Raw genomic sequence first — 23,125 nt, 5'->3', positions numbered from 1 at the left:
TCCTCTTTCCGGATCGTCAGCCCTGGATGTGTTCGGCCTGATCGGGCTCGTGGCCGGTCAGGTTTCGGCGCACGACCGTCGGCGGCCACGCCGTGCCTGGTGCCCACTGCCAGATCTGGCCGCAGTGTTCGTTGCGACAGCGGAACGTGTAGGACTCGCCGTCGCTGTTCAGATCGATCTCGAAACCCCCACACCCCGGGCACTGGACGTGTCGGGCCCGGTGGGCCTGATAGCTCGACAACGGCGGTGCCTGCGCCACCAGGGCTGTGTCGGCAGGCTTCGGGGGCGACTGAGGGGACTTGTTCCACCAGGCAGCCGCCTCGCTGGGCACGGTCTGCGGCGCCTGGTCGGCGGGGCGCTGCGGGGGTTGGTACAGCTGTTGCCGAGGCGCGGGTGGTGTGGGCGCGGGAGATGGACGTGGCAGCGCGTCCGGTGGTGGCGTTGGTTGGGCGATGCTCTGGCCCGGTTCCGGCTCGGCGCGCACCCAGCCGAGCGACGCGACGGTGCCGAGCGCGGTGGTCACCACGAGCACGGCCAGCATCGGTCCGAATTCGACGTCCCACAGCCGAACACCGAGTACGCCGCCGAACACAGCGGCGACGATGGTCGCGGGCAGCAGCCACTCCACGCGGCGGTTCATCGACCAACCTTCTTCACATACAGGATGATCTTGTCGGTCGCCTCCGCTTTCGTGCAGGCGCGGCCCCTCTCGTCCAGCTTCGTCGGCGCCAGCACCGTCCACCCTTGGGGGAGCTCGGCGCACACGGTGATCTTCGACGCGCTCCTCGCGGGTATGACAGCCTCGCCGTTCGTGGCGACCTTGAGCCCGACGACCGACGCGTCGACGACATGGATCACGACGTTGGCCAGGTCCGTCGCGGGCACGAGGTCCTTGCTGCCGGGCTCTCCGGACGGCGTCATCAGGCGTACCGTGACCCCTGCGTCCCCGGTCGTCCCGCCGCCGGTGCCCGACGCGGCGGTGCCAGGACGCACGACGATGCCGAGCAGCGCGGCGGCGGCGAACGAGATGATCAAGGCGTAGACAGGTGCCATGAACCGGCTGCGCAGTCCGGTGGTCATGGCGATGAGACCTGGTCGGGCACCTAGACCTCCAGGTGGAGTGGCATGTGCACGTTCTATCGCCGCCCGCGCACGGGGCGTATCGGTGTTGGCGCTTTTCGGTCATCGATCGGTCATCCTGAGTGACCGAACGGCCGTTACGACGGCGGTGTGGACGCTGTGAGCAATGGCACCGCGCCATCCGGTGTTACTCAGCAGTACGCTCCACGAAAAGGACTGATTAACGGAGGATATTCAGCCGTTAACGGCGGGGTTATAATCCCGTTTCCCCTGGTCAGGCGAATGTCGCAAGGCGAACCTGCCGTCCCGCAAATGGCGGGCAGCCAGACGAGAAATCTTGCTCCGGCTAGCTGACAAAGGCAACTCGAATGGCCTATCAGGGAGATATGACATCCCATGGAACCCGACTACGACTGCTCACCTCCGACCTACAGGACGGTGATCAACGCACCATCGCCCGCCACCTCGTCTCGCTGGACCTTGACGGCCTCAGCGACGAGACCCGCAACCAACGCGAAGGCGCACTCCGGCGCCTGGCCTGGTGGCTCGAACACGCGCGAGACACAAACCTCGACCACGCCACCGAACACGACCTCCGCGCCTGGACCGAAGCGATCATGCGCACCACAGACGGCGGCGAAGCGTCCAACTCGACCCGACGCACCTACATCTCACACGTCCGCAGCTTCTACCTCTGGCGCGCTAAGGCAGGCCACCCCAACCCGGCCATGCTGCTCCGGCCGCCGAAGAAGCGGCAGACCGTCCCCCGCCCGGTCGACGAATCCTCGCTCGGCGTCGCCATGCGCGGGCTCCCCGACCGGCCCCGCATCTGGTACGCGCTGGGCGCGTTCGCTGGGCTACGAGCGGGGGAAGTTGCGGCCATGCGCGGAATCGACCTCGACGACTCCGAACACCCGGTGATGATGACCATCCGGGGCAAGGGCGGCAAGGAACGGCAAGTGCCGTGCTCCCCGGAACTGTGGGACATCCTCAAGCCCCACGTCCTCGGCCGCGGACCGCTGTGGCGCACAGCCACCGGCGGCAAGGTAACCGGAAAGTACATCAGCGGCCAGGTCGCCGACGCGCTCGACGCACTCGGCCTCCGGGTCCGACACCACTCCGGCCGCCACAGATTCGGCAGGAAGTTCTACGTGGCCACAAAGGACATCCGTGCTACACAGGAAGTCTTGGGACACGCCAGCGTAAGTACCACTCAGATCTACACCGAAGGTGCTAGACCAGTGATCAGCACCGGAGTGTGCAAGGTGACCGGCCCGCTCAAGGGCATGAAGCGACGAGGTCCGCGCAGAGGGTAGCTGCACGGACCCCGCCCAACCCCGGCGAGCCGGGGCCAGATCGATCGTAGGGCCGTCAGTGACGTGACGCCCCCCGCCAGCAGCATTGGCGGGGGGCGTCTGCGTGCTTACCGGCCCTGTGCCGCCACGGCGAGCAACCGCCCGAACGACTCGACCGGAACGGCCAGCACCGGGCCCGCTGCGTTCTTCGAGTCGCGGAGCCCAGCCTCGCCCGTGCGGTGAGCGACCTCCACGCAGTTCGAGTTCCCGCCTGACCTGGAGGACTTCCGCCAGTCGGACCACACCATGATGTGTCACCTTCTCTCTGCAATCTGCCGAATCAGACGCACAGAGTGTGACGTGTCCAGCGCCAGTTCTGACAGGCGCTCCACCACGGCGGCGTAGTAGGCCACCTCATCCTGGTCGCTGAGGAATGCGTCTGATTGGGCGAGCTCGACGTGTACGGTCGGCATTCGGTCGATGAAGCGAAGCAGCATGAAAGAGCCGACCAGTCCCGCGTGCGCCGGTGCGGCCGCAGGGACGATGCGGACCGACACGCCCTCCTGGATGAGTTCAACGAGATGCCGCAGTTGGTTCGCCATCACCCGGTCGTCATCGAAGGGGACCGTGAGCGCAGCCTCGTACAGGAACGCGGTGTAGTCGACCTCGCGTAGCCGCTCCTGGCGACGCTTGCGGGCGATGACCCGGTCGCCGATCTCGCTGTCCGGCACACCGACGTGCCGCATGACCGCCTCGCTGTACTCCATGGTCTGCAGCAGCCCGGGCACGAGCATCAGCGCCCAGTCGGTCACGGCCGTCGCGTCGTGCTCGAGCGTGGCCAAGGTGACCGAGTCGTGCGGCAGCCGCGGCGCCATCGCCTGCAACCAGCTCGGCCCGTTCGCGGTGCGCGCCATGTCCAGCAGTTCTTCCTTGCGCTGGCCCGTCACCTCGTAGATCGCAAGCAAGGTCGCGACTTCCTCGAGGTCGGGTGCGCGACGCCCGGTCTCGATGCGGGACAGCGTCGGCTCGGACACCTCGAGGCGGGCCGCCACGTCGGCTTGGTTCATGCCGCGCGCTTCGCGGAGCGCGCGCAGTTCTGCGCCGAGCGCCTTCGTCTTCGCTCCCGGTGCGCGCTTCGCCATGACCGTTCTGCTCCTTCTGGGTGATTCACCCGATCGATCTATGGACGATCGGTTGCGCTTTCAGTCTAGACGTGCGACTTTCAGAAAGTCCAGCCACGTTCTGAAAGTGCCATCTGGAGGGCGACATGCTCGGCGAGAAACCCGAACCGGCCGCCATCCAGTGCACCGACTCTGACGGGCGCCGTCAGATCCTGCACATCCAAAGCGCGGGCAAGCAGCTTATCGCCGCGAAACGTGACGGCGGCGCGACCCTGTTCTTCCGAGTCACCGAGGCGTTGCAGGTCGTGGGTGCGATCGCGCGACACGCCAGCTGGGTCGCGGGGGACAACTGCGGCCGACGACCCCTCCGAGTGACGATCAACGCCGCCGGCAGAGACGGCACACGGGAGTGCGCCCACATCGAGTCGACCGGCGCCCACGTCCTCCTGCTCCGCGAGGGCGGCGTGTTCCTGCACCTGGACCTGCGAGGCGCGGTCAAAGCCGTCGAGTCCATCACGGCGCACGTCAGATGGCTGATCGCCGGACGGTCCTCATGACCGCCCTCGACCGGCTCGCCGACCTGGCCTGGCATGCCCCGATCATCAGCGCCTACCTGCGGCACCGGCGCCGCGTACAGGTCCATCGCTGGGTGTGCGCGATGCGCGCGGCCAACCCGCCCACCCCGGTCGAACGCCCGCAGGCCCGCCCGCTCATCGACCCGCGAGTCGACCTCATCGTCCAGGCCCGGCCCACCGCGGCCGACATGCCGCCGGTCGGCGCGGATGTATGCCCCGCCTCCGCGCCGATCGGTACCCACCACCCCGCTCTGGAGTCGCCATGACCTCCGTCCTCGTCATCATGGCTGCCGCCGTATTGATCGCTGTCGCCGCGGTCATCGACGACGTGCGCCAGCGCCGCCAGCTGCGCCGCGAACGGCTCCACCGCATCCAGATCCTGATCGCAGAAGCCCGACGGGGGTCCCGTGGCTGACATCCATGACGCCGACGTCGCCCGCGAGCTCGTGCAGATCGGCGGCCAGCTGGCCGACATGGCCGCCGCGCTCGGCCCCGCCGTGCGGATGGCCGGGGCGCACATCATCGCCGACCTGCTGACGCCCGAGCACGCCGTGCCGCTGGCGGAGCGCTGTGAGGAAGCAGGCCGCCAGCTGCGCCACTGGGCGATCCGCCACGACGAGGTGGAGCCGCCCGCCATCGACCACGACTTCGCCGCCGCAGCCCGCGGCGCCTACTCCACGACGAAGGGGACTCCATGTCCGCCGCCACCCTCACCGACCGCGCCGCCCTCGGGCTCCTTGAACCCGAGCGCGCCGTCCCCGACACTGAGCCCCGAGCCCTCGAAATGGAAGAGTGCTCCTTCTGCCACGGCAGCGGACTCGACGTCAACAACAACGCGTGCAAGAGGTGTGGGGGACTTGGACAGGTACCCAAACGCAGCTGACTGCGACCGCTGCGACAACACCGGCGTGCTCCGCTGGCAACAGCCCATGCCCGACGGCAACGGGGGCACCGTCCTACGCGACATGGAACACGCCTGCCCGTGCGGGCGTGGCCCGAGCTGGAAGCACCCGGCCGCCGAGGCCGACCGGGTCATCGGCGCACCCGGCGCGGCGCCGGCCCGAGTCCGCGGCCACGCCGACGCCGCGAACAAGGCGGGCATGAACGGTCTGCTCGGCGACCTGCTCGCCGAGCACCCGGCGCTCAAGGGCGAGCGCCAGCACGGGCGAGAGGCGTAGCATTCCAGCCGCGTCCCGCGAGGGACAGCGACGCGGGATGACGCAGTTCGGCAGCGTGCCAGGCTCATAACCTGGAGGTCGCGGGTTCAAATCCCGCTCCCGCTACGCACCACGCCAGGTGGCCCAACGGCCCCGCCCCCACGGCGGGGCCGTTCTCACTCCGCTTGCGTATCCCCCCTATGCAAGACGGCTGTGATCGTGCATACTTCCCCTATGCGCACCGCAGAGCTGATCGACAGCCTCACCGAAACCCGCGACGGCGGCATCGACCCCGTCCACCACGTGACCGACCGCGCCAAGCTCGCCGTCCTCGTCACCGACATGGACGAGCACGGCTGGGTCGGCCCGCCGCTGCTGGTCGACGGCGAGCAGGCGCTCACCGGAGCACACCGCCTCGTCGCGGCCCGCGAGACCTTCACCCCGATGCCGCGAGTCGACATCGGTGAACTGTGCGACGCCCTCGGGCTGAAGTGGGCCGAGCTGCGCCACCCGGACGGCGACATCGACGCCAACCTGGACATCGCCGCCGAGCACCTGCCCACCGAGATCGCCGACTACCTCGGGGTGCAGAACTGATGACCGCAGACGGATACGGGGTTGAACCGCAGGAAGTCGCCGCCGTGATCGCCAGCCTGGTAGGCGACCGCGACGGCGAAGATGCCTGCCCCTGGTTCGTGCACCTCTCGTCCAGGATGGCGCTGCTATCGGCCGCACTTGACGCGGTCAGCGCCGAGCGGGACTCCGTGGTCGCCGAGATGGTGGCCGAACCCGGCGCCACCGAGAGATCCGTCGCGGCCGCGTTGAACATCACCTACGGCCGTGTCGGCCAGCTCACGCGCCGAGCACGCCAGCACAGTCCGGCGCGCGTCCATTGATCTGGATCTACATCTACGCCACTCTTGGCCTGACGTGCGGGGCGGCAGCGCTGAGCGACACACCGGACAGTCAGTCACCGCACTCGAACGTCAAGCGCGTCGCCCTCGCCATCACCATCGCCGCCTTGTGGCCAGCCTGGGCAATCCTCGTCGTCGCGTACCGAAGTTCCCATAAGGTCAGGTTGATAGTCGATCACTGGCTGGGTGTCGTCTAGGGGCGGGTCAGCTCGTCGAAACTGACCCACCAGCCGGTCCACCGCGCGCCCGAAAACCAACCGCTGCAGCTCGTCCTGGTACGGCTCGAACCGGTCCGCGAACGATCCCGGCTTCACGTACCAGAGCAGGTGCCGCGCATCCCACGCGTCGACGACCACATGCTGCTCGGACACCGCCGCGGCCTCCGCGCGGTCCAGGTCCGGGGTCAGGCAGATCCGCTGGCCGGTGATGGTGTCGATGACGGCGTGCACGCCCCCAGTCTCACCCGACCGGGGGCGTGATCGCCAGACGTCGCGGCCTGCCGAGCGGCTACGGCTCCTGCTGGTCGTCCTCGTTCAGCCCGTCGACCACGTCCTTGACGGCGTCGCCCGCAGCCTTTGCGCTCGGGTAGCCACCCACGGAGAAGCCCGCGCTCTTGCCGGTCCCCTTCTCGACCACCATCGCGTTGTGGGTGCCGTCCTTGCCGGGGCCGACGATCGCGCCGTACTTGGCGGGCTTGCTCTTGTCGTTGCCCTTGTCCTTGCCCATTGCTGCCTCCTGTGGTTGTGATCCTCGGAACGGTTTGTCGTCAGGGAAACTGTCCGGAGTGGGGGCGGGGGTGGGCCCCCGCCTCGGCCGGTCGGTCTAGAAGTCGAAGTTGATGTCACCGATGAGCTTGGTCGCCGCGAGGAACCCGGCCTTCCAGTCGGCGGTGACGCCGCCCGCGGGCTCGATGTCGTCGTCCAGGTCGCCGGCCTTGAGGTACGCGCGGAGTTCGATCGCGACGTACTTGCGGAACTCGGCGATGGACTCGTCGCGGACGTCCTCGCGGACCATCTCGTAGACTGCGGCGAAGGTGTCGCGGATGGCGGCCTTGTCGGCGGTCTTCTTGGTGGTGGTCTTGGCGGCCATCTTGGTCTCCTCCGGTCGTCTCCCTGACACCTCTAACTATACATCGGTGCGATGCAAAGTCAACTCTTGAGTTTGGCTTAGCCACCAGTCCGGATCGCTTGCACCACGCATCGGTGCGATGTAACGTTTCGGAAATGGAAACGTGGACCACCGCCCAAGCCGCCGAACACTGCGGGGTCACCGCCACGACCCTGCGCTCCCACTGGTCCCGACACGGCGGGCCTGCCCCCCTGCCTTACCGCGACGACCACGGCAGCCGCCTCTACCGCGCCGACGACGTCCGCGCCTGGCACGCCAACCGGCCCGGCCGCGGCAAGCGCACCGACCTCCACAAGGCCGACACCGCACCGAGCACGGCGCCATCCACACCTCGTCCACAGGTGGGGGACACCTCACCCAAGTAACGCCGAGCAAGATCGCGACGACGCAACCCGTATGAGCTATCCCGGGGGATACGACCCGAGCACCCACCACGCGCACGGCGGGCAGATGCCGCCGCCCCAGCAGCAGTGGACTGGTGGGTACCAGGCTCCACCACAGCAGCCCTACGGCCAGCAGGGCTACGGCTACCCGCCGCCCCAGCAGCAGTACTGGGCGCCGCAGCAGCCGATGCCCCAGCAGTTCACCGGCTCGATCACCAAGACGCGGCCGCCGTTCCCGCACGGCCATCACATCCGCTGGTCGCTCTACAGCCTCGGCATCTGGGCGATGGTCGGCTACCTCCCCGCGTACCTGTGGCACCGCTACGGCCCGACGAAGGCCGTCTCCCACACCCGCTTCTACTGAACCTGGCATGACGAAAGCGGCCCCCGCCGGACCGGTGAAGGTCCAGCGGGGGCCGCGTCGCGCCCGGGGATGGTCAGTAGATGGTGAGTTGCCCCACCTGGTCGATCGGGATCTCAGGGTTGTCCGTCACCCGCAGGAACACCCTGTAGGAGCCGAGCGGGACCACCAGGCCGCCGGCGCCCGGGCCGACGAGGATCCTCGCCTTCCCGTCGACCCACGCCCCGACGTGCCATGTCGTCGACGGCACCGGCCACCCCGCCGCCAGGAACGCGAAGTGCACCAGGTCGGATGGCGGCGGTGTCGCGCCGTCGACCGTGACGAGCGCCCGCAGGTACTCGGTGGCCTGCGACGAGATCCTCATGCGTCCTCCTCCATCCGCCACCGGCCCGAGTCCAGGACCATGGCCCACCTGGTCTCCAGCGGGCCGACCACCACGTCGACATCCTGGCCCGGCAGCGCGCCCGACGCCGACAGACCAAGTACCGCCGCGCGGGCACCGACGCCACGATGATGCCCGATGCCCGATGCCGCCAGGTTCAGCGGGGAGGAGCGGGCGCCGGTGCCGCGGTGGACACCCGCAGCGGACGCGGCGAGGCCGAGCTGGGCGGCGGCAAGACCGCTCCGACTCGCGATGCCCGCACCCGACGCGGACAGGGCGAGGGCCGCGGCGCCGATCCCGGTTGCGACTTTCACGCCGGTCCGCGACGTGGACAGCGCGAGCGTGGCGGTGCCGTTGCCGGGCGGATGCCCGGCGGGGTCGGTGTCGGTCACGATGGGCGTGACCCAGTAGTTCGTCGCGACCCCGTTGTCGGTGTAGGCAAGGCCGCTGTTGTAGTTGTAGCTGCCCTGGAATCCGCCGGTGGCCGTGCTGGTGCCGAACACGTGCAGCGGCCCGTTCGTGATGCCGTTCTCGGCCGGGCCACCGGCGTTGAAGTAGTTCGCGGTGAAGCACAGACCGGACGGGAAGTGGCAGATCGCCTTGTACCGCTGCTCGACGGTCAGCGCGATCGGTGTGCCGTAAATGACGTCCTGCCACCCGGTGCCGGTCAGTGTGAACGATCCGTCCGATCCGGACACCGCGCTGCCGGTACTGGAGGTCACCACCTGGTAGCAGCGGCATTGGATCGAGCCGTCCTGGTCGGTGTCCGCGCGCCAGAACCGGATCCCCTTGAGCCAGGCGGTCGAGGTGACTTTGAACTCGACGCCCAGGTTGACCGGCGAGTCGGCGACCGAAGATCCGGGTCCGGTCGCGCTGGGGAACGCCGTGTAGTCGGCCACAGTTCGCTCAGCCGGTGGCGGTCAGCGTCGGCGTGAACAGGTACTGTCCGGCCGCGCCGAAGGTCTCGGACGCGGACAGGGTCCCGCCGTAGTAGAAGGTTCCGCCCGAAGCGGCGGTGCGGATCCCCCAGTGGGTGATGGTCACCCCGGCCGGGACGTCGAACGTCACCTGGGAGCCCACGCGGGAACCGCCAGCGAACGCGGCCCACGTCGTCTGCTCGCGCGTGTAGGCGCCGCCCGCGACCTCGCTGGCCCCGGTGGTGCCGGGATCCGCCGTGTGCAAGGTGATCCACGCCGCGGCCGCGGCCACGGCGTCCAGCGCCGTCTGCTTGGCGGTGTCGGTGAAGCCCATAACGTTCTCCTCAGACCTCTCGCGCCGAGCGCGGGTTCAGGGGCACGAGCAGCACACCGTCGTCGTTGCGCGGCTCCGAGATCGGCGTCACCTGTTTCTCCACCCACAGCCAGCCGCCGGTCTGCGCGACGGCGATGACGCCGACGATGGCGGCGACCAGCGCTGGCGACAGCGCCCAGATCAGCGCTGCGACAACGAGCAGCGCTTGAGCCAGGAGGCCGGCGAATGCGGTGATGCGGACCGGCCGCGGCCGGTCCAGGTCCTCGATGGGCGCGCCCATCACACCTCCTCCGGGGTGAACGTCAGCAGGTAGGACTTGCCGGGCTCGAAGTGGTCGCCGACCGAGCCACGCATCGTGGTCGAGATGGACATCGACGGCGTGTACTTCGCCCACTCCTTGTTGCGGCCGTCCTCATAGTCCGCCTGGAACGTCAGCGAGACCTCGTCCTCACCGTGCGCCTGCTTGGACTGGCAGATGACTTTCGCCGTGATCTGAATGGACATGCGGTCACACCTCCTGGTTGGCGCGCTCGCGGGCGCGGCGATCCTGCTCGTCGGCTCCGCGTTCCACGACGCGTGCGATGTCCTCATCGGACAGCCGCGTGAGCAGCCCGCCTTCGAGCAGCAGCGGCGCGAGCTGCTCGGCGACGGCCTGCGAGTCCTGGGCGGAGTCAGAGCGCAGGGCGGCGAGGATGTTTGCTTCGTCGTCGGACAGGACCCCGGCCAGCGCGTCGAGCTTCACCAGAGTGGCGCGCCCGTTGCGCTGCGCCTCGACCAGGCGCTCGATGATGGACTGATCGCCCTGCGCGCCACCCTTGTAGAAGATGGCCGCGTGGGTCGAAATCACCGCGTTCCGTTCGTCATCGAGCATGTCGTCCTCCTCGGTGTTATTGAAGTAGGCCCCGGCCCGGGCCATGACGTGGTCCCACGGGAAGTTGTCGCCGGGGTCCACGTGGCTGCCGTCGTCCATGCCGAGCGTCCAGTCGATGTGCCCGATGACCCCGGCCTCACCGGCGGCGACCTGCTTCGGGGTGAGCTTCCGCAGCGGGATGCCGCGCGCACGGCACCGTTCCGCGATCCACTGTGCGGTGCGTTCGAGGATGGCCCGCGGGTTGTCGACCCACACCGTCCTCTTCAGGCCGGGGTGCCAGAAGCTGATCGTCTCGGTCGAGAGCCATTGATCGCGGGTCATCATCGCGTAGGCGCACAGTTCGGCGTTGTCGCTGATCGCGTTGCCGGACCGCAGGGTCCAGGCCGCCTTGTCGTAGTCGACGTAGGGCACGGTGCCGTCGTGGTCGATGCCGACGTGACTCGACGAGTTGCGCGACACGTTGGCGAAGTAGTTGCCCAGCGCCTCGGCGGTGCGCGCGGCCTCGGCCGTGTGCGCGACGATCAGCCGTACCGTCGCGCCTCCGCGGGACGAGAAGTTCTTCGTCGGGATCACTCGGGTCAGCTCCTTCGGTTGCCATTGCCGGGAAGCGGCGGCGTGGACGTGCTCGGGTCGACACACGCCACACCCTGATAGGTGGAGCCGTCCGGCCCGACGATCAGCGCAGGACGCGGCTCGTACCCCGTTGGGCACGTCGGCCCCGGTGCGCCGTCGGGGCCCCGCTCACCCGGGGCGCCGTCCGCACCAGGCGAGCCGTCGACGCCGGGGGTGCCGTTGGCACCGTCACGCCCGTCGACGCCGTTACGCCCGTCAACGCCGTCCGTGCCGCGACACTGTGTGGGCTCAGCCAGACACGGCGGCGACTGGCCGTCGACGCCATCACGACCATCCCTTCCGGGAAGGCCCGTCCGGCCGATCTCGCCCGGCTCGCCGCGCGGTCCACGCTCACCCGGCTCCGGAGCCACCACAGCCGGTGTGCCACCCATGCCGCGGATCTGCTCCGACAGCTGGCGGGCGATCGCCCCGTTGTCCTCGGCGACGGCCTCCAACGCCGAGATGGTGCGGTCCTGATCGGCGTCCCGGCTCCGCGTCTCGCCCACGTAGACAACCGCGGCGAGGACAGCGACCAGCAGGCCGAGCACGGTGATGCCGATGGCGGCCCACATCGCCCGGTGCCCGCGGTGATCCTTCAGTCGACCAGGTGTCTCGGCGGCGATCTTCGCCGCCACGTCGTCAGCGGTCACGGTTGCTGCTCACCTCGTTCGCGCATCCCTTTCGCGATCCCCTCGAGCTCGTCCGCGGTGAGGTCCCCATCGCGCATCGCGTCGGCCAGTTCCTGTGCCACCGTGGGCGCGGCCGACTCACGCTCACGTTTCGACGTGCGGACGGTCGTCCACACCAGCGCGAACGTCCCGCCGATCGCGGTGACCAGTCCCCCGACGGCTGTGAGCAGCGCAGCGAGTTCATTCACCCCGCCCTCCTCGGTCCACTAGTCATGCCTCCATTTGGGTGACTGCCCGCAACCGAGGTAGCGGCAGGTGCGTCCTTTCCGATATGCGGGTCGGGCCTGTCGGCCCGTGACCAGGGGAGATCACATGCAGTCCAAGCTCGCGATCGGCGGCGTGTTCGCCGCGGTCGGTGCCGCCGTCGTCAGCCTCGCCATCGCGTTCGGCGGCAACGCACCCGAGCAGCAGCCGGTCCAGCCCGCCGGGGACGTTGTCCAGGTCCAGGCCACGACGCCGGTCAGCACCGCGTCGACCACGGCCACGACCACGACCACCGCCGCCCCGGCCGCTGCCGCGCCTGTCGTCACCACGACCACCGCCGCGAAGGCCGTCAAGGCCCAGCAGCCACAGGCACCCGTGGTCGCCGCCACTGAACCCGAGGTCACCACCACCGCTGCTCCCGTGCTGACCACCACACCGGCAGGGGCGACTCAACCCGGCGCGCAGACCGCGTGGTGCTACAACCCGGACGGACAGCACTGGTACAGCGGTGAAGGCGAGGGCTGCACGCCCTCGAACCCACACTTCGTCGAGTGGCGCTAGCCGATCCCGGCCGCGGCCACAGCCACCGTCGCCTGCCCCGCGAGGATCGGGGCCAGCACATCGGTGTTCGTGACGTGTACCGACACCGTGCCCGCGGACTGGTCGACGACCTCGACCGCCAGTTGCCCTCCCAACAGACCGCCGCTGCCGATGACCGTCGCGACCGCCTCGTACTCGGCCGAAGGCTGCGCCGGGTGCAGGGCCACCAGCACGGTGTAGCTCGACCCGGCGCCGATCAGTGGCAGTGACGACGCGCCAACCGACGCGACCACCGAATCATCCGGAGGGTCGGTGTCGTATCGGATCGCGTCGAGACCGTGCAGGTGGTCGCGAATCGCGGTGGCCGTGGCATACGGGAAGGACGGCCCGCCGCCGCCCACCTGAATCTGTAGAGCGAACTCATCCTGAGTCTTGCTGGTGCACATGCTGCTCGCGCCTCTCCGGTTAGGTTTGCCTCATCCAGCAGCCGTACGGCGCCACCGCCACCCGGTCCGTGCCAGTGCCGGTCGCGGACACCTGAAGGCGCACAGAGACGTTCGACTGGCCGAGGTAGTCGGTGATGTCGTAGGGCCCTTTCAACGCCGTGGTGTACGAGGTCTGGGACCAGGTGCCGACCTCGACACCATTGAGGCGCAGGCTGTAGGTCGGGACGCCGGTGCCACCGGTGACCCGGCCCCACGCACCGTCAATGGCGATCCGTGGGTGGCTGACCTTGGAGATGCGGCCCTCGTAGCAGGTCTTCAGCGTTCCGAGCGCGCTGACGGGGAGCGTCGGGTCGGACTCCGGCGCGTCCGACCCGAAGGTGCTGTCCCGGAACCTCTGAAGTAACGGCACACTGAGGTGCGGCTCGGCGATGCCGCCGTTCTTGTCAGTCGTGAACGCGACGTGATCAAGGTGGTCGAACGTCCACACCACTGGCTGGTAGCCGTCGCTTACCGGTAGCGGGTCGTAGATGGCGAACCGGAGTTTTCCGTTCCCGTCGCGGAAGTACACCACAGGCTGGGTGAATCCCTCGTAGAACGACGACGAACCCATGAACACGCGCTCGACACCGTTCGAGTCGAACACGGTGAGCGACCCGTCGTCGCTGATCTTCAGGCCACCGGCGCCGATGGACGCGGAGTAGAGGGTCTTGCGCGGGATCTCCCGTAGCAGCTGCTCGATGCGGGCGAGTCGGTCCTCGACGACCTCGTTGCGGGCGGGCAGCGGGCCGGGGTTGGTCGGGTTGGTCACGCTGCCCCCTGAAGCGGTGCGAGGACTAGCCGCGCGGTGTCGGCGCCCTCGGACTTGATGCCGACGATCCGCGCCGGGTAGTGGCCGTCCGGGATCCACCGGTGCCCGCTGACACCGAACATGGCGTTGTTTCCCACCTCGACCTCGCCGAGGTCCGGGGCGCCGGTGGCGCGGCCCTGCCCGTCGGTGCCGTCCATTCGCACGACAGCAGACCAGGTGACCGTCGGCACGCGGTAGGTGCTGATCGCCCCCGCGGCCCAGGAGCCGAGCGTCGCTGTGTCGGTGGCCGACGTGTGGGTGCCGCCCACGTCTTCCAGGTAGGGCCACCCGGCGGCCGGGTATTGGGTGTCGGAGGCGACCCCGACGAGCAGCGCGCGTTCCATGCCGTTGCCGCGCTCGATGCGGTGGTGGGTCTGACGGGATCCGTCGATGTCCTCGTCGAGTTGGACGAGCGCCTGCCCATAGTCCCAGGCGTGCGGGTAGTCCAGGCGGCCGAGGCGCCCGTCGCGTAGCGGATCGCTGGACGGGGCACCTATCCGCATGGTCCAGCGCACCGTCGATCGCTGCACTGTGTCCGTCCACACGGGTCGGAACTCGATCTCCGGGCCGCCCTGGACCTGGGTGAGTTCGGCCAGGCGCTCGCCGACGCTGGCCAGGTCGTATCCGGGATACGCGCGGTTGTGGCTGCCCGCGATGTCCGCGGGGAAGTCGATCGGCAGGTCGTGCTGGGCGCGCGCCAGGTGCAGCGACACGACCCGCTTCGCGATGGTGTGCAATGAGACCGGGCCGATGTTGACATCGGCTGACACCGCGGCCGGGTTGACACCATCCCACGCCGCGTTCAGCAGGTGCCGAGAGTAGAAGATCCGCCACAGGCCCGCGCAGGCCACCCGCAGGGTCGCGGCGCCGGGGGCGTCGGAGAAAGCGGCCGGGATGATCGGCCCGGCCTGAAGGATCTGCTGGCCTCGCGCGAATCCCAAGCTGATCCGCCACGGGTCGATCAGCGCGCGCAGTTCCTTCTTGCCGACCTGGTCGATCGGTATCGACACCTCGACCTTGCCGATGGCGGTGACACCGGCCTCCCACTTCGGCGTGCCCTCGTACGGCAGGTCGGTGATGACTCTGCCGGTGCGGGTCTCGAAGGCGAACAGTCGCGGGACGAGTGTCACGCCGGAACCTGCCGGAGGGTCATGCCCGTACCGACGGACCAGGTGCGCACGCCAGATGCACCGGCGAAGCGGTTAACCGCCATGTGCACGGTCTGCGATCCGGAGAGTACGGCCGATCGGCCGCTGCGGAACGAGTTCAGGTCCGCGTGCGCGGGCGGCCCGGCCACACCGTCAGAGCCGGCGCTGCCAGCCGAGTAGACAAACGGGCGTCCGATCTGAGTGCCCGCGATCGACGTGAGCTTGGCGGATACGGTGAAGGTGACGGGGCTGCCGCACAAGCCGTGCCAGTCGACACCCGACACGATCCTGTAATCCCACCCTGGGTCGGGCAGCACCATGTTCATCACCGAGTAGTCGACGAACTCCAGCGCCGAGTTCGCGCCGAGCTCAGCGGCGTGAACAAGCTCTTGGGTGCCGTGCCACTTCGAGTCCTCATCGGACCAGCGGTCGATCAGGTCGATGTACCCGGCGGTCACCAACGGCGCGGCGACGAACGAACCGGTGCGGCGTCGCAGTTCGTCGTGGTATCCGCCCGCGTCCGCCAGCGAGTCACCTGGCAGCAGGATCCGCGGCGTGCCGTGCCATGCGGTGCCCTTGCGCTTGTCGGTGATGTTGCCCTGCACCAACTGATCGCCGGTCGCACCGGCCGCGCGAAACACCTCGGCGAGCACGATCGCGCCCGCCGGGGTGGCGGGCGCCACCGGCGACCCTGCCGGGGTGCCCTCCTCCTGCCAGATGACGGGGCCGTGGACCGGGTCGCCAGGGGTGGTGCCCTTGTCGCACACACGTGCGCAGACCAGGTCGATGCGCGGGTTCGCGCCGTTGCTGTTGGACAGCTGCACAGTGGTGTCAGCGGCGACCCAGGTGATGTAGGGGCTGCCAGACTTGGTGACGATCGCCGTACCGGCCTGAACGATCACGTTCCGCGTGGGCGAGCCGTCGGCCCGGACGAACAGATCCTCCCAACGGTCGGACGACACGTTCCACTTGCGACCGAACACTCCCTGCCGGGCGGACGCCGACGACGCCGACGGGGCGGTCAGGCCGAGCACCAGGCCCGCGCGGATGTCGGCCGCGGTGTTTCGGCCGCGGATGTAGGAGCCGCCGCCCGCGTCGTCGAGCAGGGGGATGGCGTCGGCGAGGTTGCCGACCGAGCTACTGGCCACAGGGTCCTCCAGGTCTCAGTAGGCGCTGTACCACTCGGCGAACAGCTGGGGAGTGCCGGACACCGCGGTGCCCTCGAACTGGATTCGGGTCGTGCCCTGCGGGATCTGGAAGAAGTCGGCGCGCGTCAGCTGGGGTCGACGGTTCGCGCCGTTGAGCGTCACCGCGCCGGTACCGGTGTCGATGACGAGCACGTCGGTGGCGGTGAGCGTGCCGCCGTAGGCGATCACTTCGCCCGTAGTCAGGTTGCGCACCAACGGGTTCGTGACGTTGCCGGTGATCGTGAACTTCACCGGCGTCGACTCGGTGCCCGCGTTGACCAAGTCGACCGTGCCGAGCGTGCCGCCCGTCGTCTGGTACTCCAAGCCGGTCGTCCCAGCGGGCCCGTTCCACTCGGTGCCGGTGCCGCCCGCGGTTCCGTCCCACGCGACGCCGCCCTCGGCCGGGGTCGCCAGCCCAGTGGACGCGGTGGACGCCGTGGACGTGTACTTACGCTGGTCGGACGCGGCCACCTGCAACGAGAAGTCCACCTGCAGCGGCGACAGGTCATACCTCGTGTTGACCAAGATCGCGGCGTCGAGCTCCACCCACAGGGTCAGGTCCTCACCGGACGTTGAGTCGATGTGCCGCAGCGGGTACAGGATCTCCGGGTCACCGCACAGGCGCTCCAGGCGCCGCTCGACGGCCAGCGCCATCACCTTGTCGTCCACAGCCACATAGCCGGCGAGCGTGATTACCCGGTCGCCCTTCCAGTTCGGTGACCGGTAGGACCCGTGAGCGGCCGGGCGCGGGATGCGCGCGGTCCGCGGGGCCGCCGACGACGACCAGCCGGTGACCTCCCGCACGACGTACTCGGCGCCGTCCACCGTGGACCCGAACAAGAGCCCGTCGACCTGCCACGTCTCGACGTCGAGCCACGCGGTCACGTCAGCCTCCCCTGGAAGGCCAGCCTGCGGTCAACCTCGGCGGCCACGGACGCCGGGTCCTGGCCGGGCTGTTGGTACAGGTTGAACGTGGTCTGGGCGCCGGAGCCCGCGCCGCCGGTGCCGCTGATCGCCAACGAACCCGACGCGGCGGTCGTCAGCGCGGCGGCCGCGGCCCGAACGGCGGAGACGCGCGACACCATGCCGTCGGCCAGGCCCTCGGCGAGCGCCTGCCCGCGGAACGGGGTCCACCCCTTCCCGCTGAACGGGCCCTCTTTCGCGGGGCTGGACGGCATGTAGCGGGCGGCCGCTGCCATCGCCGCAGCGGCCGCCCGCGCGATCGCGGCCTGCCCGGCGAGGATGCCCTGCGCGAACCCGTTAGCGAGCGCCAGACCGGCCTGCACGGCATGCTGGGCGGCCGCGTCGAGCGGTGTCAGCACGCGCAGTACAGCGGCCTTCGCCGCAGCCTCGGCCGAGGCGAACCCGATCTGCTGCCCCGCGGTGTAAGCCAGACCGGTACCCAGTCCAATTTGGCCAGCCTCACGCTCGCCGAACAGCAACTCCTCCAGCATCAACGCCACGTTGTCCGCAGTGGACTGCACGGTGCCCTTGAACGCGGCGTCGGTCTCCAACTGGTAGGTGGTGGCCGCTCCCGCCGCAGTAACTAGTTCGCCCTTGATGGCCAGGCCCGCGCGGCCGAACCCGCCGACCAGACCATCCAGTCCGACGCCGATCTCGCTGAAGTGGCCTTCCATCTCCGCGCGCCACTTGTCGAACTCGGTCACCGACTTCTGGTGGAACGACTTCTGCGCGCCCAGGCTGCCGTCGAGATAGCCCATGCCGATCTCGACGGCCTTGCCAAGACCGACTACCGCCTTGCCGATCAAGTCGACGATGAAAACGAGGAACTCGAGCAGCGGGACCAGCAGAGCGATCAGTGGCTCGAGAAGTGGCGCTAGGACTCGCAGCGCGTCTGCCAGCACAGTCAGGATCTCGGCGCCCAAGCGGAACAAGGGAGGTAGCAAGGGGGCTAGAATCGGAAGAAGTTTCGCGAACTCGGTGACGAAGTCGACCAGCGCAGGAACGATGATCGGTAGCACATCCGCAAGCGAATCAGCGAGCAGCTCGATCACGGGCGCCAGCACAGGACCCAAGCGCTGCAACGCAAAACCCAGCTGCTCACCCAAAACCTGCGCCAAGCGGCCCAAAGCGTCCAGCGCACCGCTCTCGGTCAAAGCGTCCAGAAAGGACCCAAAGCCCGTCGCGAAGGCTTCGATCCCGGGCCGTGCAACCTCAAGAGCCCTGCCGATCCCCTCGAGGAGGCGGGTCACGGGCGGCCCGATGATGGTGCCCACCTCGGCTAGGATCGGCGCGATCTGGTTCGCGAAGATCCCGAACGCGGTCTCCAGGATCGGCAGCAACGCATGCGCGGCTTTCGCCGCGGCGTCGAAGAAGGAGTGCAGCGCCTCTTGGCCCTCGACGGAACCGGTGAAGTTCGCGAACGACTCGGTGACGTCCTTCAGGATCTGCAGCAGCCCGCCGCCGGTGTCACGGCCCGCGGAGAAGATGTTGCCGATCGCCCGGCCGACGTTGCCCAGAATCGTGAGCAGGTCACCGAGCGCGGACAGCCCGCTGGAGATGAACTCCTTCAGCTTGCCGGACTCGCGGGCTTCCTTGATGAAGTCCCGGAACCGTCCGGCGGCCTCTGTGAGCCCACCGGCGAAACCTGGGAGGAACTCCGAGCCGACCGCGACGATGTCCTGCAACGCCTCAGCGAACAGTGCCGCGGCCGGGCGCAGCTCGCGGAACGCGAGGTTGATGTTCTGGAAGATCAGGCCCGTGTCGGCCATTGCCTGCGGGGTCTGAAGGAACTTAGCGAACTCCCGCGCCATGCCGTTGATTTGCTCGGCGGTCTCGCGGAAGCCCGAGCGCAGCAAAGGAAGCTGGGTCCTGGCCAGCGCGGTTATCGTCTCGGCGACGTCCTTGAACAGCGCGTCCTGCACGGCCTTGCGGAATGCCTCGACCTGCGGGCCCAACGCCTTGAACGCCAGAGCCGCCTCGCGCGCCTCCGGGGACAGGGCCTTGAGCGCCTCCGCGAACTTCGCCGGGTCACCCGCCGAAGAGATCGCCTCGCCGATGCCCTCGAACCCGATGACCAGCGCGCCCAACGCGACCGCACCCGCGGCGCCGACAGCGGGCAGCACGGCGAGCGCGCCAACCACCTGGGACACCGCGGCCGCGACAGCGACGAGTCCACCGGCGGCGGCCGTGCCCGCCAGCGCACCCAGTCCCGCGGCGGTCAGTGCCGTGCCGATCTGGGCGATCTGACCGACGAAAGTCGCCAGACTTGCCCTATCGATCTCCGGGCGGAACCTGATCTGCTGGTCACCGATGGTCGTCCGGATCGCCGCCAGCTCGGCCCGCAACCGCGCCGTCGACCCGAGCTTCGGCTCCAGATCCACCGAGAGCGGGCGAACAACCGCTTCGACCGCAGCGATCTGCCGCTGAACCTTCGCCCTCAAAGCGGCGGCTTGCGCCGGGTTCGCGGGCACCTCGATCTTGAGGGTCCGCTCGATCTCGCTGATCTGCCGACCCAGATCCCGGCGAAGCTGATCACCCTGGATCCCGGCAGGCAGGTCGATCGCCAGATCGTTGGTCAACTTCCGCAGGTCGTCCTGCATCTTCGACCGGAAGCGGGCGTCGATCGGGTTCTCCGCCGTCATCGGCACCTTCGCAGGCGCCGACCGCTCGACCTTCTCCTTGGCCGCCTGCACGCCTTGCTCGATACCGCGGGTGTTCAGCACCGTAGGCAGTTCGACCTTGAGGGTCTTCTCGACCCGCTCCAAGTACTTCTTCAGCTCGGTGCTGAAATGCGACGTGTCCGGGAGGACTCGGACGGACACCCGCCCCCGCTCGACCCCGCCCGGACTCGTCATCGACCTACCCCCCTCGCCGTCGTGAAGTGCTGGTGGGTGGCCGTGCGGCTCGCCGCATCCGGTCGCGGCCGGTCGGCGTCTTCAGTTGTGGCCTACGTCCCGGCGGCGGCTGCTTGCCCTTGCCGCCGCCGCGCTGCCAGTTCGCCCCGTTCAAGGCGTCCAAGATGGACTGGAGCAGGAACCGCTCATACGTCCATCCCATCCACGGCAGCGGCTTCGACGTGTCGACCACGGTCGGGTCGTGCGGAGTGGTCTCCGCGACGTGCGCCCAGTAGGCGCCGCCTTCGGGGAGTCGCTCGGCGAGCGCGAGCGCACGGCGTGGGGTGAGCGTCCCGCGGTACACGTCCCGCAGGTCGATCCCGTGGTAGTGCTGGAAGTCGGCTTCCAGGTCCTCGCCGTGCGCGTCGATCAGCTCGACGAGCTGGATGCTTCCGGGGCTTGGGACGACCTGACGTAGCGCATGAACATCGACAGGACCACCGTGTCCGGCGCCTTGTCGGCCCACATCGTGAACGCGGCCTGGTCGTTCGCGCACGGTGAGAGCGCATCGACCAGGTCAGCCACGACCCTGGAGATCAGGGCGAACTTGCGGGCGTCGTCGGCCATCTTTCGATGGGTCTTCGGGTCGGACGCGTCCACGACGGCGATGATCGCGTCACGCCCCATGTCCTTGGTGACGCGCACATCCTTGGTGGCCGCGTAGGCGGCCCAGGCGGGTCGCCCGGCGTTCGCCTTCGGTCGACCCGGGTCCTGCTCGGTGCGGTCGGCTTGGTCCTGATCGGCGACGACCCCCTGCAGTTGGGGGAGCTGATCCAGGACGGTGGCGTAAGCGGTCATGACGTCGGCGCGCCCACGTCGATCCAGCTGGATGAACGGGCGCAGGTTGGGCCAGTCTTCCGGCCAGGGCCTGGCCTCGTCGGCGACCTCTTCGGCGAATCGTTGGCTCGTGGACTGTTCGTCCTCTTCGGACATCGCAGGCTCTCTTCCTCATGGCCGCAGACTGGGTGGGGCCTGGTGGCCGCCCGGCCTGCGAGCGGGCGGCCACCAGGGGTCAGTGGTCACACCAGGACGTCGATGGTCTCGCCGATCCACTCGTCAGCGTTCGCGCCCTGCAGCCACGTCATCCGGATCGGGAACTCCAGCCAGCCGCTGGCGGCGTTGCGGATCGCTCCGTCACGACGGATCGACGACTTGGAGTGGTATTCGGCGACGATGACGTTCCCGTCGAAGTAGACGATGAGCGCTGCCCGTTCGATGGGCGTGCTCGTCGACGGGATCACGAACCTTCCAGCGCTGGGCGTCGTACCCCCGCCGTAGGTGAGCTGCAGGATCTCCGAGGTCGTCTGCATCGACGAGACCACGAGACCCTCGGTGGTAGCGGCCACCGTCTCCCGCAGCTTCGCGAGCTGGCGGCTACCTTCCACCGTCGACTCGCCGCCCTCCAGGAACGGGGAGAAGTCGTTGGCCAGCGAGGTGTGACCGAAGTTGGTCCACCCCGCCAGCACAGGGGCGGTCGCACTCAGACCGTCGATCGCCGCCGCGGTGGGCGCCACGGTGTCGACCGCCGCGAGCATGATGTGAGCGATGCTGGGCTTGACCACACCGCCGTTGTCGAGACCCATGTGGACTCCTTAGGAATCAGGGCGCGGCCGGTGGCCGGATACCCAGCTGATAGGTGGCGGCGTACCGCCAAACCCCTGTGGCACCCGACGGGATCCGGCGGATACCGGGGGCGGGCAGGCTGTAGGTGGACAGGTGACCGGCAGGGCGGACCGTCTGCGCGCGGTGCGCCAGGTACAGCGCGACCCGCACGCCCTCGGCCAGCGCGGCGCACCCGCTCCGCGAGTCGCCGGTCCAGCAGTTCACCTCGACCAGAGCGGACGCGCCGAACCGCGGATGATCGTCGCTCGTCGAACTCTCCACCAGTACGTACGGCAGATGCTGCAGCATGTCCGATTGGAGCTCCGTGCGGATCGAGACCGCCGCGGGCAGGGCCTGCCGCAGTAGATCCGTCACCAGTGCGTCGACATCCGGGAGCAGGCGGGGGTAGGTCACCGGGCCTCCTTAGAGGTCGAAGGCCGTCTTCAGAACGTTGATGCCCGGCACTGCGCGGCCGGACTCGGAGATGTGACCGAACTCAGCAGCGACGGCACCGTCGTCCGGGTCCACAAGCGACACGAACGAGTCGGTCTTGATGCCGTGGGTGACCTCGATGTGCATGGCCCCGGTGTGCTTGTGGCCCGCCAGGATCGCGGTCGCCCGCGCGGCGCCCTGCTCCGCGACCTTCCTGACTTCCGAGCGCACCTCGGGTAGGTGCGCGACGAAGTCGTCGGTGCCGTCGTAGACCTTGGCCATCAGACGGCCGCCGACACGCGGGCCCGGATCCTGAACGCGACGTGGGCGGTGGCTGTCGATCCGGTGTAGCGCGCCGGTTCGCCGTCGACATCCCAGTCACGGCCCCGCCACGCGACCTGTGCCCACGGGCCAACCGGTACGAGCTGGTTGCGGTTGCACCGGACTCGGTAGGTGGTGACGGTCTGCTGTCCGGCCACTGCGGGTTCGGTTGACGCGATCGGCTGTACCGACGCCGCGACCGCGACGCCGGTCGCCGACGGCTTCCGCACGGTGTTGCCGTCGGGGTCGACGGTGTCCACCATTGCGAAGATGGTCACCGTCTCCCGGCCGCCATCCAGGAGGCTCACCGTTGACTCCGGCACGGGTCGGGAATCCACGGGCGGGGCAACCCTCCGTCGGGGTAGGTGACCGAGTAGGTCGACGCCCCGGCATAGCCCAGTACTTCGAGGTCAGCCGCCGTCACTTCGAGAACGCCGGAGCCGACCCGCTCGCTGCGGCCATAGCCGTAGTCACCGTCGTTCTCGCGGAGGAGGCCCTCCGGGTTGCGTAGAACCCGAAGCACCATCTCGACGATGACGTCCTTGACCAGGTCCGGATCAAGGGCGCCAGCGGCGGCACGCGCGTCCAGGCCAGGCGCCGCCGACCGCAACCTGCGGTGGGCGGCGTCGACCCGTCCCTGCACCCAGTCCTGCTGGGACTCCGGGATCTCCTGGCCCCGCGCCTGCTGGACGTCGGACACGTCCGCGTAGACCGTGGCCACG

Annotated in this window: 38 protein-coding genes and 1 tRNA gene; 11 read left to right on the top strand and 28 right to left on the bottom strand. The window is 68.9% G+C overall.

Annotated features, from left to right (window positions below):
• Positions 1 to 16: 16 nt before the first annotated feature.
• Both BN1701_RS19225 and BN1701_RS19220 read right to left on the bottom strand, forming a co-directional pair.
• Complete coding sequence (locus tag BN1701_RS19225) at positions 17 to 640, bottom strand: hypothetical protein (protein ID WP_054050799.1); 624 nt, start codon at positions 638 to 640, stop codon at positions 17 to 19.
• Complete coding sequence (locus BN1701_RS19220) at positions 637 to 1,080, bottom strand: hypothetical protein (protein WP_054050798.1); 444 nt, start codon at positions 1,078 to 1,080, stop codon at positions 637 to 639. Before BN1701_RS19220 ends, BN1701_RS19225 begins: the two co-directional genes overlap by 4 nt.
• Positions 1,081 to 1,466: 386 nt before the next feature.
• On the opposite strand from BN1701_RS19220, the gene BN1701_RS19215 reads away from it, so the two are divergent.
• On the top strand, positions 1,467 to 2,396 hold the full coding sequence (locus BN1701_RS19215) for a tyrosine-type recombinase/integrase (protein WP_054050791.1): 930 nt from the start codon (positions 1,467 to 1,469) through the stop codon (positions 2,394 to 2,396).
• Positions 2,397 to 2,503: 107 nt separating this feature from the next.
• Here BN1701_RS19215 and BN1701_RS19210 read toward each other — a convergent pair whose 3' ends face one another.
• Both BN1701_RS19210 and BN1701_RS19205 read right to left on the bottom strand, forming a co-directional pair.
• A complete protein-coding gene (locus BN1701_RS19210; protein WP_054050789.1) occupies positions 2,504 to 2,683 on the bottom strand; it encodes a DUF397 domain-containing protein in 180 nt (59 codons plus the stop codon).
• 6 nt (positions 2,684 to 2,689) lie between these two features.
• The gene (locus tag BN1701_RS19205; protein ID WP_054050786.1) at positions 2,690 to 3,517 is read right to left on the bottom strand and encodes a helix-turn-helix transcriptional regulator; all 828 of its coding nucleotides are present in this window, start codon (positions 3,515 to 3,517) and stop codon (positions 2,690 to 2,692) included.
• A gap of 125 nt (positions 3,518 to 3,642) precedes the next feature.
• Here BN1701_RS19205 and BN1701_RS19200 point away from each other — a divergent pair, with 125 nt between their 5' ends.
• From BN1701_RS19200 to BN1701_RS19175, 7 genes are all read left to right on the top strand, one after another.
• Positions 3,643 to 4,053, top strand: coding sequence for a hypothetical protein (locus BN1701_RS19200; RefSeq protein ID WP_054050783.1), 411 nt, complete (start codon positions 3,643 to 3,645; stop codon positions 4,051 to 4,053).
• Positions 4,050 to 4,337: a hypothetical protein gene (locus BN1701_RS19195; RefSeq protein WP_054050781.1), complete on the top strand. Its 288-nt coding sequence runs from the start codon at positions 4,050 to 4,052 to the stop codon at positions 4,335 to 4,337. The genes BN1701_RS19200 and BN1701_RS19195 overlap by 4 nt, the downstream gene beginning before the upstream one ends.
• The gene (locus BN1701_RS35680; RefSeq protein WP_157368071.1) at positions 4,334 to 4,486 is read left to right on the top strand and encodes a hypothetical protein; all 153 of its coding nucleotides are present in this window, start codon (positions 4,334 to 4,336) and stop codon (positions 4,484 to 4,486) included. Before BN1701_RS19195 ends, BN1701_RS35680 begins: the two co-directional genes overlap by 4 nt.
• Positions 4,479 to 5,249 (top strand): hypothetical protein, encoded by a 771-nt coding sequence (locus BN1701_RS19190; protein ID WP_054050779.1) that lies wholly within the window; start codon positions 4,479 to 4,481, stop codon positions 5,247 to 5,249. Before BN1701_RS35680 ends, BN1701_RS19190 begins: the two co-directional genes overlap by 8 nt.
• Before the next feature lie 31 nt (positions 5,250 to 5,280).
• Positions 5,281 to 5,354: transfer RNA gene (locus BN1701_RS19185), tRNA-Met, on the top strand.
• 108 nt (positions 5,355 to 5,462) lie between these two features.
• On the top strand, positions 5,463 to 5,825 hold the full coding sequence (locus BN1701_RS19180; protein WP_054050777.1) for a hypothetical protein: 363 nt from the start codon (positions 5,463 to 5,465) through the stop codon (positions 5,823 to 5,825).
• Entirely contained in the window at positions 5,825 to 6,124 is a 300-nt protein-coding gene (locus BN1701_RS19175) for a hypothetical protein (RefSeq protein ID WP_054050775.1), read from the top strand. Before BN1701_RS19180 ends, BN1701_RS19175 begins: the two co-directional genes overlap by 1 nt.
• Positions 6,125 to 6,198: 74 nt before the next feature.
• Here BN1701_RS19175 and BN1701_RS19170 read toward each other — a convergent pair whose 3' ends face one another.
• From BN1701_RS19170 to BN1701_RS19160, 3 genes are all read right to left on the bottom strand, one after another.
• Positions 6,199 to 6,591: a hypothetical protein gene (locus tag BN1701_RS19170; protein ID WP_054050773.1), complete on the bottom strand. Its 393-nt coding sequence runs from the start codon at positions 6,589 to 6,591 to the stop codon at positions 6,199 to 6,201.
• 58 nt (positions 6,592 to 6,649) lie between these two features.
• Positions 6,650 to 6,868 (bottom strand): hypothetical protein, encoded by a 219-nt coding sequence (locus BN1701_RS19165; protein WP_054050771.1) that lies wholly within the window; start codon positions 6,866 to 6,868, stop codon positions 6,650 to 6,652.
• 96 nt (positions 6,869 to 6,964) lie between these two features.
• Positions 6,965 to 7,231: a hypothetical protein gene (locus BN1701_RS19160; RefSeq protein WP_054050769.1), complete on the bottom strand. Its 267-nt coding sequence runs from the start codon at positions 7,229 to 7,231 to the stop codon at positions 6,965 to 6,967.
• Between the two features lie 134 nt (positions 7,232 to 7,365).
• Between BN1701_RS19160 and BN1701_RS19155 the strand changes: the two genes are divergently transcribed.
• Both BN1701_RS19155 and BN1701_RS19150 read left to right on the top strand, forming a co-directional pair.
• Entirely contained in the window at positions 7,366 to 7,635 is a 270-nt protein-coding gene (locus BN1701_RS19155) for a hypothetical protein (protein ID WP_054050767.1), read from the top strand.
• 31 nt (positions 7,636 to 7,666) lie between these two features.
• Positions 7,667 to 8,017 (top strand): hypothetical protein, encoded by a 351-nt coding sequence (locus BN1701_RS19150; protein WP_054050765.1) that lies wholly within the window; start codon positions 7,667 to 7,669, stop codon positions 8,015 to 8,017.
• A gap of 73 nt (positions 8,018 to 8,090) precedes the next feature.
• Here BN1701_RS19150 and BN1701_RS19145 read toward each other — a convergent pair whose 3' ends face one another.
• Genes BN1701_RS19145 through BN1701_RS19110 form a run of 8 tightly spaced genes read right to left on the bottom strand, consistent with a single transcriptional unit; the run spans position 8,091 to position 12,007 of the window.
• On the bottom strand, positions 8,091 to 8,378 hold the full coding sequence (locus BN1701_RS19145; protein WP_054050763.1) for a hypothetical protein: 288 nt from the start codon (positions 8,376 to 8,378) through the stop codon (positions 8,091 to 8,093).
• A complete protein-coding gene (locus tag BN1701_RS19140) occupies positions 8,375 to 9,295 on the bottom strand; it encodes a DUF4082 domain-containing protein (protein ID WP_054050761.1) in 921 nt (306 codons plus the stop codon). The genes BN1701_RS19145 and BN1701_RS19140 overlap by 4 nt, the downstream gene beginning before the upstream one ends.
• A 7-nt stretch (positions 9,296 to 9,302) precedes the next feature.
• Entirely contained in the window at positions 9,303 to 9,647 is a 345-nt protein-coding gene (locus BN1701_RS19135; RefSeq protein ID WP_054050759.1) for a hypothetical protein, read from the bottom strand.
• A 10-nt stretch (positions 9,648 to 9,657) separates the two neighbouring features.
• Entirely contained in the window at positions 9,658 to 9,927 is a 270-nt protein-coding gene (locus tag BN1701_RS19130; RefSeq protein WP_054050756.1) for a hypothetical protein, read from the bottom strand.
• Positions 9,927 to 10,151: a hypothetical protein gene (locus BN1701_RS19125; protein WP_054050754.1), complete on the bottom strand. Its 225-nt coding sequence runs from the start codon at positions 10,149 to 10,151 to the stop codon at positions 9,927 to 9,929. The genes BN1701_RS19130 and BN1701_RS19125 overlap by 1 nt, the downstream gene beginning before the upstream one ends.
• Before the next feature lie 4 nt (positions 10,152 to 10,155).
• On the bottom strand, positions 10,156 to 11,091 hold the full coding sequence (locus BN1701_RS19120; RefSeq protein ID WP_054050752.1) for an N-acetylmuramoyl-L-alanine amidase: 936 nt from the start codon (positions 11,089 to 11,091) through the stop codon (positions 10,156 to 10,158).
• Between the two features lie 5 nt (positions 11,092 to 11,096).
• The gene (locus BN1701_RS19115; protein ID WP_054050751.1) at positions 11,097 to 11,780 is read right to left on the bottom strand and encodes a hypothetical protein; all 684 of its coding nucleotides are present in this window, start codon (positions 11,778 to 11,780) and stop codon (positions 11,097 to 11,099) included.
• A complete protein-coding gene (locus BN1701_RS19110; protein ID WP_054050749.1) occupies positions 11,777 to 12,007 on the bottom strand; it encodes a hypothetical protein in 231 nt (76 codons plus the stop codon). Before BN1701_RS19110 ends, BN1701_RS19115 begins: the two co-directional genes overlap by 4 nt.
• A 124-nt stretch (positions 12,008 to 12,131) precedes the next feature.
• Between BN1701_RS19110 and BN1701_RS19105 the strand changes: the two genes are divergently transcribed.
• A complete protein-coding gene (locus BN1701_RS19105) occupies positions 12,132 to 12,584 on the top strand; it encodes a hypothetical protein (RefSeq protein WP_054050747.1) in 453 nt (150 codons plus the stop codon).
• On the opposite strand, the gene BN1701_RS19100 is transcribed toward BN1701_RS19105, so the two are convergent.
• From BN1701_RS19100 to BN1701_RS19040, 13 genes are all read right to left on the bottom strand, one after another.
• Positions 12,581 to 13,009, bottom strand: a complete 429-nt coding sequence (locus BN1701_RS19100) for a hypothetical protein (protein ID WP_054050745.1) — start codon at positions 13,007 to 13,009, stop codon at positions 12,581 to 12,583. The two genes, BN1701_RS19105 and BN1701_RS19100, sit on opposite strands and share 4 nt — an antisense overlap.
• 19 nt (positions 13,010 to 13,028) lie before the next feature.
• Complete coding sequence (locus tag BN1701_RS19095) at positions 13,029 to 13,817, bottom strand: hypothetical protein (protein ID WP_054050742.1); 789 nt, start codon at positions 13,815 to 13,817, stop codon at positions 13,029 to 13,031.
• The gene (locus tag BN1701_RS19090; protein WP_054050740.1) at positions 13,814 to 14,986 is read right to left on the bottom strand and encodes a hypothetical protein; all 1,173 of its coding nucleotides are present in this window, start codon (positions 14,984 to 14,986) and stop codon (positions 13,814 to 13,816) included. The genes BN1701_RS19095 and BN1701_RS19090 overlap by 4 nt, the downstream gene beginning before the upstream one ends.
• Positions 14,983 to 16,152, bottom strand: a complete 1,170-nt coding sequence (locus BN1701_RS19085) for a hypothetical protein (RefSeq protein ID WP_054050739.1) — start codon at positions 16,150 to 16,152, stop codon at positions 14,983 to 14,985. The genes BN1701_RS19090 and BN1701_RS19085 overlap by 4 nt, the downstream gene beginning before the upstream one ends.
• A gap of 15 nt (positions 16,153 to 16,167) precedes the next feature.
• The gene (locus BN1701_RS19080; protein WP_054050737.1) at positions 16,168 to 17,076 is read right to left on the bottom strand and encodes a phage tail domain-containing protein; all 909 of its coding nucleotides are present in this window, start codon (positions 17,074 to 17,076) and stop codon (positions 16,168 to 16,170) included.
• Positions 17,073 to 20,009, bottom strand: coding sequence for a hypothetical protein (locus BN1701_RS19075; protein ID WP_157368070.1), 2,937 nt, complete (start codon positions 20,007 to 20,009; stop codon positions 17,073 to 17,075). The genes BN1701_RS19080 and BN1701_RS19075 overlap by 4 nt, the downstream gene beginning before the upstream one ends.
• A 4-nt stretch (positions 20,010 to 20,013) precedes the next feature.
• Positions 20,014 to 20,352, bottom strand: a complete 339-nt coding sequence (locus BN1701_RS19070; RefSeq protein ID WP_054050732.1) for a hypothetical protein — start codon at positions 20,350 to 20,352, stop codon at positions 20,014 to 20,016.
• Between the two features lie 65 nt (positions 20,353 to 20,417).
• A complete protein-coding gene (locus BN1701_RS19065; RefSeq protein ID WP_054050730.1) occupies positions 20,418 to 20,981 on the bottom strand; it encodes a hypothetical protein in 564 nt (187 codons plus the stop codon).
• Positions 20,982 to 21,067: 86 nt separating this feature from the next.
• On the bottom strand, positions 21,068 to 21,631 hold the full coding sequence (locus BN1701_RS19060; RefSeq protein WP_054050728.1) for a hypothetical protein: 564 nt from the start codon (positions 21,629 to 21,631) through the stop codon (positions 21,068 to 21,070).
• Between the two features lie 16 nt (positions 21,632 to 21,647).
• Positions 21,648 to 22,064, bottom strand: a complete 417-nt coding sequence (locus tag BN1701_RS19055; protein WP_054050726.1) for a hypothetical protein — start codon at positions 22,062 to 22,064, stop codon at positions 21,648 to 21,650.
• A gap of 9 nt (positions 22,065 to 22,073) precedes the next feature.
• Positions 22,074 to 22,364 carry a DUF5403 family protein gene (locus tag BN1701_RS19050; RefSeq protein ID WP_054050724.1) on the bottom strand — a complete coding sequence of 97 codons (291 nt, stop codon included), beginning with the start codon at positions 22,362 to 22,364 and terminating at the stop codon, positions 22,074 to 22,076.
• Positions 22,364 to 22,711 carry a head-tail adaptor protein gene (locus BN1701_RS19045; protein WP_054050722.1) on the bottom strand — a complete coding sequence of 116 codons (348 nt, stop codon included), beginning with the start codon at positions 22,709 to 22,711 and terminating at the stop codon, positions 22,364 to 22,366. The genes BN1701_RS19050 and BN1701_RS19045 overlap by 1 nt, the downstream gene beginning before the upstream one ends.
• Positions 22,708 to 23,124 carry a Gp19/Gp15/Gp42 family protein gene (locus BN1701_RS19040; protein ID WP_054050720.1) on the bottom strand — a complete coding sequence of 139 codons (417 nt, stop codon included), beginning with the start codon at positions 23,122 to 23,124 and terminating at the stop codon, positions 22,708 to 22,710. The genes BN1701_RS19045 and BN1701_RS19040 overlap by 4 nt, the downstream gene beginning before the upstream one ends.
• Position 23,125: the final 1 nt, after the last annotated feature.

Source organism: Alloactinosynnema sp. L-07, assembly GCF_900070365.1.
Classification (GTDB): Bacteria; Actinomycetota; Actinomycetes; order Mycobacteriales; family Pseudonocardiaceae; genus Actinokineospora.
This window is presented reverse-complemented; position numbering and strand designations above follow the sequence as displayed.